This window comes from Bacillus sp. FSL L8-0152 (assembly GCF_038006365.1).
GTDB lineage: Bacteria > Bacillota > Bacilli > Bacillales > Bacillaceae_G > Bacillus_A > Bacillus_A cereus.
The window spans coordinates 3,092,105-3,106,720 of the sequence record NZ_JBBOVB010000001.1 but is presented as its reverse complement, the minus strand read 5'-3'; the positions used below and the strand labels follow the sequence as shown (position 1 = coordinate 3,106,720).

Genomic DNA, 14,616 nt, shown 5'->3' with positions numbered 1-14,616 from the left:
CAATATGGAGAGAAATATAAGTAAAGAATATGCAATTCGAATTGCTACCGAAAATGAGAGTGATAGTATTAAAACTCTATTAAAAGAAGTAGCACAATGGCTACAACATAAAGAAGTGGATCAGTGGCAGTATCTTTTAGGAGAGGAAGCTACGGCTGAAATACTAGAATGTATAAGAGAGAAATATACATATGTTGTTCTGAAAGAAGATGAAATAGTTGGTACGGTTACAGTTGCTCCTAAACAAAATGAATGGGATGAACATATTTTTGGTAAAGAGGAAGTTTCTAATTCATTATATATTCATAGATTTGCGGTGAAACGGAAGTATAAGGGGAACGGAATTGGAGAATGGATTTTACAGTGGATAGAAGAGAATGTACAACATGACAAAGAGTATTTGAAGTTAGATTGCGTGGGGCATAATCGTACGTTGAATGATTTTTATAAGAAAAATGGTTTTGAATATGTTGGAAGTACGGATGGGCTTAGTAAGTTTCAAAAGAAAAGGAGAATGTGAATGCATCCAATTAACGTAAGTTTAGTTGAAAAGTTAATACAGGAACAGTTTCCCGAATGGGCCCCTTTAGAAGTGAAACCTGTAAAGTTTAGTGGGCATGATAATAGGACGTTTCACTTAGGGGATGAGATGAGTGTAAGATTGCCAAGTGATGTGGCATATGCACCGCAAGTAGAGAAAGAAAATAGTTGGCTTCCTATATTAAGTAAGGGACTTTCTTTACCAATTTCTACACCAATTGCGAAAGGAAATCCGTCTGAAGCGTATCCATTGCCTTGGTCTATTAATAAGTGGATAGAGGGAGAAACAGTTACGAAACAAAACGTTCGTGATTTAAATGAATTTGCAGCGGACTTAGGATCTTTTTTAGTAGAATTGCAATCTATTAATGCGAGTAACGGCCCTTTAGCTGGACCGCATAATTTTTACCGGGGCGGACTTATATCGGTATATGATGAAGAGGCGAGAGTTGCTATCGAAAATAATAAGGATATTTTTGAAGATGCATTATTAAAGCATCTTTGGAATTTAGCACTTAGCTCAACGTGGGATCGTAAACCAGTTTGGGTGCATGGAGATGTAGCACCGGGGAATTTACTCGTTAAAGATGGAAAACTTTGTGCTGTAATTGATTTTGGTATTTTAGGCGTAGGAGATCCTGCTTGTGATGCAGCGATGGCTTGGACGTTTTTTGATGAAAATAGTAGAAATGTATTTAAAGAAGTATTACGCATGGATGAAGAAACGTGGAATAGAGCGAGAGGATGGGCACTTTGGAAGGCGTTAATTACATATGATGCGAATAGGGATAGTAATGAAAAAGTAGCAGAAGAATCTTATCGTATCATTCAAGTGCTTGTGGATGATTATGAGAGGGAATAGAAAAGCCTATTTTAAAATAGGCTTTTTCATATGATTAAATAGTAGAAATGGAAAGAAGGAATACAACATTATTGTACAGAATATTTAGATAATAGGAGGTGTCGAATTTTGAGTGAAATTGAATTAAAGAGTAATGTAATTAAGACAGGGCGAGAGAAGGGGATTATTCTTCGGTTTATACTTGCTAGTCTCGTTGGGGTGTTTATGTTTTTCATTCCTGTTACGATAAACGGTGCATCGTCTATTATGATTGATCATATTGTATCGTGGATTAGGGCTTCGGTTCCAGGCGTAGTACCTTATTATGCATTGTTTGTTATGGCGATTGGTGCGATTTATCCATTTTATACGAAGAAATGGAATGCATCTATCGTAGACATTTGTTTTTCTATTTTAAAAGTAGTTGGCGTTGTTTTTGGTATATTATATTGTTTAAAAGTAGGACCAGCTTGGTTCTTTGCGCCAGATGTTGGGCCGTTTTTGTATGAGAAGCTAGTCATATCAGTAAGTCTGCTCGTTCCAATTGGCTCGGCGTTTTTAGCGTTATTAGTCGGATATGGATTGCTTGAATTTATCGGTACATTTTGTCGTCCGATTATGAGGCCATTATGGAATACGCCGGGGAGATCGGCGATTGATGCAGTTGCGTCCTTCGTTGGAAGTTATTCGCTTGCCCTTCTTATTACGAACCGCGTGTATAAAGAAGGAAAGTATACGACAAAAGAAGCGGCGATTATCGCTACAGGATTTTCTACAGTATCCGCTACATTTATGATCATCATCGCAAAAACATTAGATATTATGCATTTATGGAATGTTTATTTTTGGACTACACTTGTTGTAACATTCATCGTGACTGCTATCACCGTAAGAATCCCGCCCCTTAGTAGAAAACCAGATACATATGTAACAGAAGAAGGGTTCCCAGAGCCTGTTTATAAAGAGAAAATGTTGGAACGTGCTTGGGAAGATGCGTTAGAAGTATCAAAGTCTGCACCGAGCATTATGAAAAATATTGCAGTGAATTTAAAAGACGGATTTATTATGACAATGGGAATTTTACCATCCATTATGTCAGTAGGATTAATTGGTATCGTCTTAGCGAAGTTCACGCCAATATTTGATTGGATCAGTTATATTTTCTATCCGTTTACATGGCTATTACATTTACCAGAAGCAGACTTAGCCGCTAAAGCCGCATCAGTTGGTATTGCAGAAATGTTTTTACCGTCATTATTAGTAGTAAGTGCACCACTCGTGACAAAGTTTGTTATTGCAGTTGTTTCCGTATCATCTATTTTGTTTTTCTCCGCTTCCATTCCTTGTATATTATCAACAGATATTCCGTTAAAAGTATCTGAACTTATTATTCTGTATGTGCAGAGAACGATTTTAACGTTGCTTATCATTACGCCGATTGCTTATTTGTTGCTTTGAACTATAATGTAAGTTCTAAATATATGGCGTTTACTAAATTGTGTAAATGAATATTTATCGTAAAATCGTAGGTAGTGCAAAATTATAAGTGCGATGCTTGAATAAAGGCATCGCATTTTTTATTTTTAGATGTACTATATGTTTATGATTATAATTTATTTTTATGTATATATTAATAAAGCGATGTTAATGATATGTTATAGTAACAACAAAGGGGGCTTAAAAATGGAAATTATTCACGAAAGAGCAAAGTTGCGGTTAATGGATAATACTGATGTCGAAACTTTGTTTTCGATTGTAGAAGGAAATCGGGATATTTGGGCGTATTTAATCTCTAAAATGGATAGTGTGCAAGATATGCAACAATACGTTCAAAAAGCGATAAAGGGTTACGGAAGAGGTACTCAAATACCTTTCATAGTCGTAGATCAACAGTCGAATAAGATTGTAGGAAGTACACGTTTATATAATATTTCAGTAGAAGATAAGACAGTTGAGTTAGGGCAAACGTGGTATCATCCGAGTGTGCAACGTACGAGTATAAATACAGAGTGTAAGTATATGCTTCTTCAGTATGCTTTTGAAAAATTGCATATGCTGAGAGTGCAAATTAAGACGGATACAAGAAATGAAAAAGCACAACGAGCAATTGAAAGATTAGGCGCAGTAAAAGAAGGTGTGCTTAGAAATGAAAGAAAATTACCGAATGGTTATGTGAGAGATGCGGTGGTGTACAGTATTATCTCGAGTGAATGGCCAGGCGTAAAAGAACAATTGTTAGAAAAATTAGAGTTGTATAAAGAAAAGTTATAATTCGTGTTTTGAAAGGTATATTGTTCGTGAGATATGAAAAATATACCTTTTTTCTTACAAAATGCTACTTTATTTTAATTCCTTTTGTTTCATCGTTCCCTTCTGAGAAAAAATTCGTTACAATGTAGTTGTATGGTAATAAACTTATGAATTTAAAAAATGTAATGAAAACCGCAAATGAAAATGAATTGATAATCCTCAATTTTAAATGAAAACCCTTTTATACATAAATAACAAGTAAAGTTCCTTCTTTTAAATAAACTCAAACAAAACGATTTGATATAAATGTTTTTTATAGAAGTATGGATGATGTACGGAGGCAATTACAAATGAAAGAAAATAAGAAAAGTAAGAAAAGACGAATCTTTCAAGTATTTTTACTAATGATTTGTTCTGCTATTTTATATGTAAGTTATGCAGCTTACGATATTTGGAGTTATCGTTTTAAAGCAAATGATGACGTGAAAACGGATGCTGGTATCGTACTAGGCGCAGCTTCATGGAATGGAAAACCATCTCCTGTATTTAAAGAAAGAATTAATCATGCGATTTCTTTATATAAGAACGGAAATATTAAAAAGATTATTTTTACAGGTGGTACAAAGTTCGAGGCAGAACTTGAGGAAGCACGTACTGCAAGAGTATATGCAATGAAACAAGGTGTAAAAGAGGAAGATATTTTAATTGAAACTAAATCCCTTTTCACTGAAGAAAATTTAAAAAATGCGAAGCAAGTTGGAATAGAGAACGGTATACAAACATACACGATTGTAAGTGATCCACTTCATATGAAACGCGCAATGAGAATCGCAAAACATATTAATATTGAAGCGTATGCTTCACCAACGCCGACATCAGCATATAAAACGTTAGATACAGAAATACCATTCTTCTTTAAAGAATTATTCTCGTATATTGGATATGTAACCTCTTTGCCGTTAAAAGCATTGAAGGGGGACTAATATAAGAAAAGGATCTATCCTTAAATAGGAACTTTTCTTATTAGTCAAAAACATTGTATTTTTATCGGAATAGTGAAACAATAGAGAGGTAGCTTCATATAATCATAATGACAAAATGAACGGTTTATGAATCGAGCATAAAGGAGATTATAGTATGGCACTCTCATTTGTTGAAACAGAAGAACAGTCTTTAATTATTGAGAAAATAAATAAATTGATTCCGAAGTTCATGGAAAGGGAGCATCAGCTAAGTGAATTAGGATCATTTCCGTATGAAAATATAAATGATTTGAAAGATATTGGATATACGAAATTAACGTTACCGAAGGAATTTGGTGGTAGTGCGATTTCTTTATATGACTTCGTTTTATTTCAAGAGAAAATCGCGGAAGGCTGCGGAGCTACTGCATTATCGATTGGCTGGCATCTTGGCATTGTGAAGGAGCTAGCGGAAAATCACTCTTGGAATGATGAGATGTTCAAATGGTTTTGCGAAGAAGTACGTAATGGTGCGCTCTTTAACAGGGCAGCAACAGAACCGAAAACAGGGAGTCCGACGCGTGGCGGCAAACCAGAAACAATAGCGGTTCAACAAGGCGAGAAGTGGGTTATAAATGGAAGGAAAACTTTTACAACGATGGCGCCAGTACTTGATTATTTTATTATTTCAGCAAGTATGGAAGGCCGTGAAGAAGTTGGTGAGTTTGTTATTCCAAGAAATACACTCGGTGTATCTATTGAAGAAACGTGGGATAGCGTTGCAATGCGAGGGACTGCTAGCCACGACCTTGTCTTACAAAATGTAGAGATAGACAACCGCTTTTTTACGGATGTAAAAGGCGGGAAAGTGAAACAAAAGGGTATTGGCTGGTTGCTACATATACCAGCATGTTATTTAGGAATTGCACAATCAGCAAGAAATTATGCAGTTCAATTTGCGGGATCATACAAGCCAAATAGTTTAAACCATTCTATTAGTTTATTACCGAATGTTAGAAAATTAGTTGGAGAATTAGAACTCGAGCTTATGCAAGCTCGCGTCTTTTTATATCAAATTGCGAAAAAATACGATGAGGCAGAAGATAAACTGTTACTGCAAGCAGAATTAGCGGCAGTGAAATACGCCGTAACAAATGCGGCGATATCCATAGTGGATAAATCAATGCGCATCGTAGGAGCAAAAAGTTTATCAGAAAAAAATCCGCTTCACCGTTACTATTTAAATGTCAGAGCAGGATTACACAATCCACCGATGGATGATGCAACATTGTCTATGCTGGCGGATGCGGCGTTTCGGTCGTAGTATTTAAAGCTTACATTTTATTGTTTATGGATATTATAGTTGTTTTGAAAGCACGGGTTTGATTAGTAATCAAACCCGTGCTTTTTATGTGTATGAAGTACTTGGTTGAGATGTAGGTTTTTAATATAAATGATTATCATGGTTTTTTGATTGTTTCTTGTTGAAAATTCTTATTGTAATGCCAGTTTGGAGGCTGTATAAACATTTTTCGTATTTAATCCCAAATTAATGGTCTTTCTAAGTTTACCATTCGTAAATATTGTAAAAATTGACCTGCATGGACCGCATCATGATAGGCAATTCTTAATAGCATATCACCTAAATATCGTTGATAGCCAACATCACTTCTATCAATAAGTCTTGAATCTAGCTCGGCTATGCTTATTGATTGAACATATTCTATGAAGTCAGTAAAGTATGATTGTGCCAATTCAATTTCTTTTTTTACACAAGTAATTGGCTCGTCATCATACGGGGTACGTATGTCGTTTATTGAACCGTTGTTTTTTATAATCATATGATAGTAAAAAGTTGAGCTCCATACGTGACGAATCATTTCACCAAAGGACATAGCCTCAGGATCAGGCTTCCAATTAAGAAAATTATCGGGAAGAGAATTCCATAATTTTTCTGAGCGCCTTCTCGTTTCTTTTAAATTTAATATACTAAGATCAATTGCATTCATAATACATTCTCCTTTACTATTAAACTTAAAATAATTGTATCAATTTAATAGTTAGGGTATCATCGAAATATGAATGTATATCCGAATATCTCATATATAGCTAAACTAATTGCTGAACCTACAAGAGCAATCATCTTAGAGTGTCTAATGAATAATCAGGCACTACCTGCTAGTGAATTGGCTTATATGGCAAAAGTGTCACATCCAACAATTAGTTCGCATCTTTCTAAATTAGTAGAAGGGAATTTACTTACAGTTGAACAACATGGTAGACATCGTTACTATCGACTTGCTAATCAAGAAGTTGCAGAAGTGCTTGAAAAGTTAGGGACAATTGCACCAACAGTTCAAGTTCGCTCTTTAAAACAATCAAGCCAACTAAAACAAATTCGTTATGCTCGAACTTGTTATGATCATCTTGCAGGCAAACTCGGTGTAGAGATAACTGAAAAATTACTTGATAGGAAATTTATAATTTTAGAGGATGGAGAATACATTGTAACGGAACAAGGTAAGAAATGGTTTCTGAATTTTGGAATAAATATTGATAAGGCAGATATAAAAAGGAGGGTATTTGCAAAACCTTGTCTTGATTGGAGTGAACGACGCTACCATATTTCTGGTTGGTTAGGGTCTGCAATTGCAAAACTGCTTTTTGAACAGGGATGGATTACGAAAACGGATAAGAACCGAGCTGTCCATCTTACAAAGAAAGGTGTAAAGTTATTAGAAGATCAATTAGGCATTGATATGAAAACTGAGGAAAGAAAAGCTTGAAATTAGAAAAGTCCGTCAAAATGATGGGCTTTTTCATTATGGTAGGAGTGTACATGAATAATAGGATGTTATCAATAATCGTTGCTAATAAAAAATCTTTCTTTTCATTCTTCTTTTTTAAGTTTTAAAGGAGAAAGCTAGGCTTCTTATTTTTACTAATGTTATAATAAGAAAAAAGCACGAAAAGAGGTCATCTCATGCTAGAGGTTATTGCAACATGTTTAGAAGATGTAAAACGAATTGAAAGTGCTGGCGGGAAGCGGATTGAATTAATTTCATCTTATACAGAAGGTGGTTTAACACCGAGTTATGCTTTTATAAAGAAAGCGGTGGAAGCGGTAAGTATACCAATTCATGTTATGATTCGTCCGCATGCGAAGTCTTTTACATATACGGAAGAAGAAATTGAAATGATGAAAGAAGATATTATAGTTGCTCAGAAATTAGGAGTAGCTGGTGTTGTATTAGGTGTATTAAATGAACGAAATGAAGTGGATGAAGGGAAATTAGCGAACTTACTATCTGTTGTAGATGGAATAAATGTAACGTACCACCGTGCGATAGATGATATAGAAAATCCAGTAGAAGCAATGAACACTTTAAAGAAGTTTCATAAAGTGACTCACGTTTTAACTTCAGGTGGACAAGGAAATATAGTAGAGAATATTCCGGTGCTTACAGAAATGCAAAAGGTAAGCGATGGTCAAATTCAGCTTGTAGCTGGAGCTGGGGTGACGAAAGAAAATATAAAGCGATTGCTAGATGAAACTGGAATTTCGCAAGCTCATGTCGGTACAGCGGTAAGAGAAGGAAAATCATGTTTTTCTGAAATAGACCCTAATTTAGTACAAGAATTAGTTGAAATCATAAAATAAGTGCTTAAGAAAGAGGAGAAACGATGAAGGAAAATACGAAGAAAGAATTATTCTCTTGGGCTAAAACGATAGGTTTTACCCTTGTATTAATTGCTATTATTCGCGGTGTTTTATTTACACCTTCTTTAGTGCAAGGTGAATCAATGATGCCCACTTTAAAAAATAACGAACGAGTTCTCGTGAATAAGATTGGTTATAGTATAAGTGGATTAGATCGCTTTGATATTATCGTCTTCCACGGAAAAGAAGGATACGATTTAGTAAAACGAGTAATTGGTTTGCCAGGCGACACAGTTGAGTATAAAAATGATGTTTTATATGTAAACGGAAAAGCGATGGAAGAACCATATTTAAAAAAGTTTAAAGAAAAAGCAGTAGGCCGTGTATTAACTCCAGACTTTACGTTAGAACAAATCACTGGGAAAACGAAAGTGCCAGAAGGCCAAGTATTTGTTTTAGGGGATAATCGTGAAGTTTCTAAGGATGGTCGCATGTTTGGCTTTATTTCAGAAGATGAAATTGTCGGAAAAGGACAAGCTGTTTTCTGGCCGTTGGAACAAGTAAGAGCGTTATAAAGTGTGGTGAAGTATGGGAGAGATATTCTTCCATACTTTTTTATTTGCTTAAAATCTATTGAATGAATTGAAAGAATATTTTATAATTTTAAATTATATGTTTGTTTCGAAAAACGGAATTTAAGTTCCGTAATTCGGAACGAAAGGGAGATAGAATGAGTATAAATAAAACGGCAGTTAAGACAATGGATATTTTAGAGTTGTTTTATGAGCATGAAGAGCTAAGTTTAACTGAGATGGTTCAGCTTACAAATATGCCGAAAACATCTGTTTATCGTTTAATTGGTTCGTTGGAAGAGATGGAGTTTTTACAAAAAAACGAAAAGGGGAAATATCGTTTAGGGGTCGTATTTTTACGGTTCGGTCAACTTGTTTCACACCGATTATCAGTAAGAAATATAGCAATTCCTTATATGAAAGAACTTAGAGATAGTTTAGGACAGGCAGTTAATTTAATAATTCAAGATGGTAATGACGCAATTTATGTTGAAAAGCTGGAAGGTGTTCAGCCAGTACGCGTGTATACGGCGGTTGGAAGAAGAGCACCACTTTATGCTGGTGCATGTCCGAGAATTTTACTATCGTATTTTTCTGAGGAAGAGAAACGGAGATACATAGAGGAAGTGGATTTAAAACAGTTTGCAGATGGAACAATTGTGGATAAGGAACAATTGCTAGAAGTGTTGCAAATGGCAAAAAAGGAAGGCTACACAATTAGTTATTCTGAGTTAGAAAATCATACAGCCGCAATAGCAGCGCCCATTTTCGCAAGTGATGGAACGGTTGTAGCAGGTATGAGTATTTCGGGATTAGCAATTGAGTACAGCGAAAGTAACATTTCATATTTTATCGCTAAGGTGAAAGAAACAGCACATCGCATTTCGAAAGAACTCGGCTTTTTGGCATAGAAAGAGGGAGTAGGATGAAATTTTCTGCGTTAGGGGATCAAGCAATTATTGTTACATTTGGTGAAGAAATTAAGATGGATATATATGAGAAAGTACAGCGGTTATTTCAAGCACTGCAGCAACATCCGTTTGCAGGAATGATTGAGTGCGTTCCGTCGTTTACTTCATTAGCTGTTTACTACAATGTATACGAAGTATGGAAGAGAAATGAGAGAAGTGAAAGGCCATATGATTACGTTCGCCAGTATATAAAGGAGCTGTGTGATTCTTATAAAGAAGAAGTAAAACAGGATGTGAAACATATTTCTATACCAGTGTGCTACGGGGGAGAATATGGACCTGATTTAGAAGAGGTTGCACATTATAAAGATTTACAAGTAGAAGATGTGATTCGAATACATAGTGAAACTACATATTTTGTATATATGTTAGGTTTTACACCAGGGTTCCCGTATTTAGGAGGACTATCAAAAGAATTAGAAACACCTAGAAAAGAAACACCACGGTTACAAATCTCTCCTGGTTCAGTAGGTATTGGCGGAAATCAAACAGGTATATATTCGCTTGAAACACCAGGAGGATGGAATATTATCGGCCGAACTCCTATTTCATTATTTAATCCGGAAGAAGAAATACCAACATATATTCAAAGTGGTATGTATTTACGATTTATCCCAATAACGAAGGAAGAGTACGTATCACTTGAGGGGGCTAAAGAATGGATGTAGAAGTTTTGCATGCGGGAATGTTTACAACAGTCCAAGATTTAGGGCGATCTCATTATCAACAATACGGTGTACCAGTTGGCGGGACTATGGATCAAAGTGCACTTCGGATGATCAATATGTTAGTTGGTAATGAGGAGAATGAAGCGGGACTCGAAATGACGATTATGGGACCTAAATTGTTAATAAAGAAAACGACTTTACTTGCGATTGGCGGAGCAGATATGGAACCGTTATTGAATGGAGAACGTATCCCGTTATGGCGTCCCATTTTAGCGGAAGAAGGTAGTATGCTTTGTTTTGGAAAAGTGAAAAGTGGTTGCAGAGCGTATGTAACTTTTGCGGGTGGTATACATATTGAGCGTACAATGGGAAGCAAAAGTACGTACATACGTGCTGCGATTGGTGGTATAGAAGGAAGAATGTTGAAAAAGGGTAACTACTTCCAAATTGGTGCACAACCAGAAATGGCGAGTCGTTTCATTCAAGATTTACAAAAAGATGCGAGAATAAAAACGAAATGGGCAATTAGCAACAGAGTACTACCAAAGTATAAGAAACATCCAAAGCTTCGTGTCATAACTGACTTTGAATATGATCAATTTACAGAAGAAAGTAGAAAGGCATTTTTTACGAAAGAGTATAAGGTATCTAATTATGCTGACCGTATGGGCTATAGGGTTGAGGGAGAAGTTTTAAATAGGAATGAAGAAAAAGAGATTTTATCGAGTCCTGTTACATTTGGAACCATTCAAGTTCCTAATGGTGGACAGCCGATTATATTAATGGCAGATAGGCAAACGACAGGTGGCTATCCGAGAATGGGAAATATCATTTCAGTAGATTTACCTCTTCTTGCCCAGCTAAAGCCGGGGGACTATGTTTCTTTTGAGAAAATTACGCTTGAAGAAGCGGAACAATTGTACATAGAACAAGAAGTAAATATGAATCTATTAAAGAAATTCATCGCTTTACGAAGCTGAAATTAGGAGGAATACATTATGACTACAATCGATTTAAACTGTGATTTAGGAGAAAGTTTTGGCGCTTATAAAATGGGGAATGATGATGAAATTCTTCCGTTCGTTTCCTCTATAAACGTTGCTTGCGGTTTTCATGCGGGTGATCCGTCTATTATGCGTCAAACTGTTGAAAAAGCTTTGGAGCATAACGTAGCAATAGGGGCGCATCCTGGATTTCCTGATTTAATTGGATTTGGTAGAAGAAACATGAATATTTCAGCAAGTGAAGTATACGATTATGTTTTATATCAAACAGGCGCATTAGACGCATTTGTGAAAGCGGCAGGCGGGAAAATGCAGCATGTAAAGCCGCACGGTGCCTTATATAATATGGCGGCAACTAATCCGGAAATTGCAGATGCAATTGCAAAGGCAATTTATTATATAAATCCAAGTCTATTACTTTATGGTTTAGCAAATAGCGAGGCGTTTATACAGGCTGCAGAAAAATACAAAGTAACTCTTGTACAAGAGGCTTTTGCGGATCGTACATATAAGCAAGATGGTACATTAACGAGCCGTACAGAAGAAAATGCGCTTATAAAAGATGAAGACGAAGCGATAAAGCAAGTACTTCAAATGGTGAAAGAAGGCCATGTAAATGCGGTCAATGGAGAGAAAGTAGCAGTTCAGGCGCAAACAATTTGTTTACACGGTGATGGGGAAAAAGCAGTGCAATTTGCAGAAAGAATATACAGAACATTCAAACTTAATAATATTTCTATTTGTGCACCGAAATAAAAAATAGGGGGAAGTGCTGGGATGATTAAATTAATCGGAATACTACTTGTTGCAGTGGGCTTTTTATTTAGATTAAATACACTTTTAGTAGTTATGGTTGCAGGTATTGTTACTGGTATGGTTTCAGGATTAAGTTTTTATGATGTGATCAGCATGTTCGGTAAATTTTTCATAGAAAATAGATATATGTCTATGCCAATTATATTAACTTTACCGGTAATCGGAATTTTAGAGCGTTACGGTTTAAAAGAAAGAGCAGAGGCACTTATAACGAAATCAAAAGGAGCAACAACTGGAAGAGTATTAATGTCATATTTTACGATAAGAGAATCATCAGCAGCACTAGGGCTTAATATTGGTGGGCATGCGCAAACAGTAAGGCCGCTCGTTGCACCGATGGCAGAAGGGGCCGCGCAAGGTAAATACGGTAAACTTCCTGAAAAATTAAGAGAAAAGATTAAAGCAAACGCAGCAGCAGCTGAAAATACAGCTTGGTTTTTCGGAGAAGATATTTTCATCGCAACTGGAGCTATTTTATTAATGAAAGGATTCTTCGATTCAGTAGGTATGCATGTCGGAGTATGGGATATGGCACTTTGGGGCATTCCGACAGCAATATCTGCACTTATTGTAAGCTGGATTAGATTTAGAAGGTTTGATAAATATATAGAGAAAACAATGAAGGCAGAAGGAAAAGAAGAGAAGGAGGCAATTTAATATGAACATCATCACAATGGATACAATCTATTATGTATTAGGGATAATCGTTGCTTTTATCGCTGTTCGTATCGCATTCGATCGTGAACATCCAAACAGATTCGGTTCTAGTTTATTTTGGGCATTGTTTGCAGTTACATTTTTATTCGGAAATGTAATTCCTTCGTTTTACGTTGGCTGTATAGTGCTCGCTATGGTCGTTTTAGCTTCACTAAATAAAGTAACAAAATCAGAGGAAAAAGAAGTTCCAGTACAAGAACGTGTGAAACATGCTGAGAAATTAAAAAATAAAATTTTTATGCCTGCACTATTAATTCCTATTTTTACAATTATCGGTACGTTGACGTTAGGGAAAATTAAATGGGGAAATGTCTCTCTTGTTGATCCAGATAAAGTAACATTAGTTGCATTAGCGCTTGGTGCATTACTCGCATTCGTTGCGGCGATGCGTATTACAAAATCAAAAATAGCAACGCCTGTACAAGAAGGAAGCAGACTATTACAAGCTGTCGGCTGGGCTGTTATTTTGCCACAAATGTTAGCAGCACTTGGCGGTATATTCGCGAAGTCTGGCGTTGGGCAAGTTGTTTCAGATTTAGTCGGACAAGTGCTGCCGACAGAGTATCCGTTCGTTGCTGTTATGGCGTACTGTTTAGGCATGATGCTATTTACAGTCGTAATGGGAAATGCATTCGCAGCGTTTGCTGTTATTACTGGCGGAATTGGCTTACCTTTAATAGTTCAAATGCATGGCGGAAACCCAGCAATTATGGCAGCACTCGGTATGTTTGCTGGATATTGCGGAACGCTGCTTACTCCAATGGCAGCAAACTTTAATATCGTACCTGCGATGCTTTTAGAGCTAAAGGATAAAAATGCGGTTATTAAAGCACAAGTACCAATTGCTCTTTCAATTTTTATCATAAATATGTTTATTATGTACGGCCTTGTATATCGTTTCTAATTAGGAGGATAAAACTATGAAAACAGTATTATTAACAGGGTTTGATCCGTTTGGCGGAGAAAATATCAATCCAGCTTGGGAAGTAGCAAAAGGTTTGCATGAAAAAACAATTGGAGAATACAAGATAATAAGCAAACAAGTACCAACTGTATTTCATAAATCAATAAGCGTATTAAAAGAGTATATAGAAGAACTAGCGCCGGAAATTATTATATGTATCGGACAAGCTGGGGGCAGACCAGATATTACGATAGAACGTGTCGCAATTAATATTGATGATGCAAGAATTGCTGATAATGAAGGGTATCAGCCGGTAGATGTACCAGTTGTAGAAGAAGGAGTGATTGCATATTGGTCTACACTTCCGATGAAAGCAATCGTAAAAAAACTTCGCGAAGAGGGCATACCGTCATCTGTTTCACAGACGGCAGGCACATTCGTTTGTAATCACTTATTCTATGGACTTATGCATGAACTAGAGAAACATGATAAGAAAATAAAAGGTGGATTCGTTCACATTCCGTTCTTACCAGAACAAGCGAGTAATTATCCAGGTCAACCAAGTATGTCACTTTCTACTATTCGTAAAGGGATAGAATTGGCAATCGAAGTAACGACGACAGTTGAAGTAGATATTGTAGAGGTTGGGGGCGCAACGCATTAAGTAAAATGAATTGTACAACACCTCCTGTAAACAACTGGTATAATAA

17 protein-coding genes are annotated in these 14,616 nt (G+C 36.2%); 16 read left to right on the top strand and 1 reads right to left on the bottom strand.

From position 1 onward, the window contains the following. The first annotated feature begins 4 nt into the window (after positions 1 to 4). The 6 genes from MHH27_RS15685 to MHH27_RS15660 all read left to right on the top strand — a co-directional run bounded on the left by MHH27_RS15685 (position 5) and on the right by MHH27_RS15660 (position 5,917). Positions 5 to 520: a GNAT family N-acetyltransferase gene (locus tag MHH27_RS15685; protein ID WP_098250579.1), complete on the top strand. Its 516-nt coding sequence runs from the start codon at positions 5 to 7 to the stop codon at positions 518 to 520. Next, positions 521 to 1,402, top strand: coding sequence for an aminoglycoside phosphotransferase family protein (locus tag MHH27_RS15680; RefSeq protein ID WP_098250580.1), 882 nt, complete (start codon positions 521 to 523; stop codon positions 1,400 to 1,402). Between the two features lie 108 nt (positions 1,403 to 1,510). Continuing rightward, complete coding sequence (locus MHH27_RS15675; protein ID WP_098566923.1) at positions 1,511 to 2,839, top strand: YjiH family protein; 1,329 nt, start codon at positions 1,511 to 1,513, stop codon at positions 2,837 to 2,839. 225 nt (positions 2,840 to 3,064) lie between these two features. Beyond that, on the top strand, positions 3,065 to 3,652 hold the full coding sequence (locus MHH27_RS15670; protein ID WP_000402588.1) for a GNAT family N-acetyltransferase: 588 nt from the start codon (positions 3,065 to 3,067) through the stop codon (positions 3,650 to 3,652). A 329-nt stretch (positions 3,653 to 3,981) separates the two neighbouring features. Beyond that, entirely contained in the window at positions 3,982 to 4,614 is a 633-nt protein-coding gene (locus MHH27_RS15665) for a YdcF family protein (RefSeq protein WP_000662215.1), read from the top strand. 154 nt (positions 4,615 to 4,768) lie between these two features. After that, a complete protein-coding gene (locus tag MHH27_RS15660; RefSeq protein ID WP_098835735.1) occupies positions 4,769 to 5,917 on the top strand; it encodes an acyl-CoA dehydrogenase family protein in 1,149 nt (382 codons plus the stop codon). 214 nt (positions 5,918 to 6,131) lie between these two features. Here the strand turns inward: MHH27_RS15660 and MHH27_RS15655 are convergent, their stop codons facing one another. Then, a complete protein-coding gene (locus MHH27_RS15655; protein ID WP_000991274.1) occupies positions 6,132 to 6,602 on the bottom strand; it encodes a DinB family protein in 471 nt (156 codons plus the stop codon). Between the two features lie 69 nt (positions 6,603 to 6,671). On the opposite strand from MHH27_RS15655, the gene MHH27_RS15650 reads away from it, so the two are divergent. From MHH27_RS15650 to pcp, 10 genes are all read left to right on the top strand, one after another. After that, complete coding sequence (locus tag MHH27_RS15650) at positions 6,672 to 7,379, top strand: ArsR/SmtB family transcription factor (protein WP_001103831.1); 708 nt, start codon at positions 6,672 to 6,674, stop codon at positions 7,377 to 7,379. A 197-nt stretch (positions 7,380 to 7,576) separates the two neighbouring features. Further along, positions 7,577 to 8,254: a copper homeostasis protein CutC gene (locus MHH27_RS15645; RefSeq protein ID WP_097822344.1), complete on the top strand. Its 678-nt coding sequence runs from the start codon at positions 7,577 to 7,579 to the stop codon at positions 8,252 to 8,254. A 23-nt stretch (positions 8,255 to 8,277) separates the two neighbouring features. Beyond that, positions 8,278 to 8,829: a signal peptidase I gene (gene lepB, locus MHH27_RS15640; protein WP_000662498.1), complete on the top strand. Its 552-nt coding sequence runs from the start codon at positions 8,278 to 8,280 to the stop codon at positions 8,827 to 8,829. A 155-nt stretch (positions 8,830 to 8,984) separates the two neighbouring features. After that, entirely contained in the window at positions 8,985 to 9,737 is a 753-nt protein-coding gene (locus MHH27_RS15635) for an IclR family transcriptional regulator (RefSeq protein ID WP_075719959.1), read from the top strand. A 14-nt stretch (positions 9,738 to 9,751) separates the two neighbouring features. Next, positions 9,752 to 10,465 carry a 5-oxoprolinase subunit PxpB gene (gene pxpB / locus MHH27_RS15630; RefSeq protein WP_098451539.1) on the top strand — a complete coding sequence of 238 codons (714 nt, stop codon included), beginning with the start codon at positions 9,752 to 9,754 and terminating at the stop codon, positions 10,463 to 10,465. Beyond that, on the top strand, positions 10,456 to 11,445 hold the full coding sequence (locus tag MHH27_RS15625; RefSeq protein ID WP_097997358.1) for a 5-oxoprolinase subunit C family protein: 990 nt from the start codon (positions 10,456 to 10,458) through the stop codon (positions 11,443 to 11,445). The genes pxpB and MHH27_RS15625 overlap by 10 nt, the downstream gene beginning before the upstream one ends. An 18-nt stretch (positions 11,446 to 11,463) precedes the next feature. Further along, positions 11,464 to 12,225, top strand: a complete 762-nt coding sequence (gene pxpA / locus MHH27_RS15620; protein WP_098566925.1) for a 5-oxoprolinase subunit PxpA — start codon at positions 11,464 to 11,466, stop codon at positions 12,223 to 12,225. Positions 12,226 to 12,246: 21 nt separating this feature from the next. Next, positions 12,247 to 12,942 carry a DUF969 domain-containing protein gene (locus tag MHH27_RS15615; protein WP_000593392.1) on the top strand — a complete coding sequence of 232 codons (696 nt, stop codon included), beginning with the start codon at positions 12,247 to 12,249 and terminating at the stop codon, positions 12,940 to 12,942. Between the two features lies 1 nt (position 12,943). Beyond that, the gene (locus tag MHH27_RS15610; protein ID WP_075719963.1) at positions 12,944 to 13,906 is read left to right on the top strand and encodes a DUF979 domain-containing protein; all 963 of its coding nucleotides are present in this window, start codon (positions 12,944 to 12,946) and stop codon (positions 13,904 to 13,906) included. Between the two features lie 16 nt (positions 13,907 to 13,922). Further along, entirely contained in the window at positions 13,923 to 14,570 is a 648-nt protein-coding gene (gene pcp / locus MHH27_RS15605) for a pyroglutamyl-peptidase I (protein ID WP_097822349.1), read from the top strand. Positions 14,571 to 14,616: the final 46 nt, after the last annotated feature.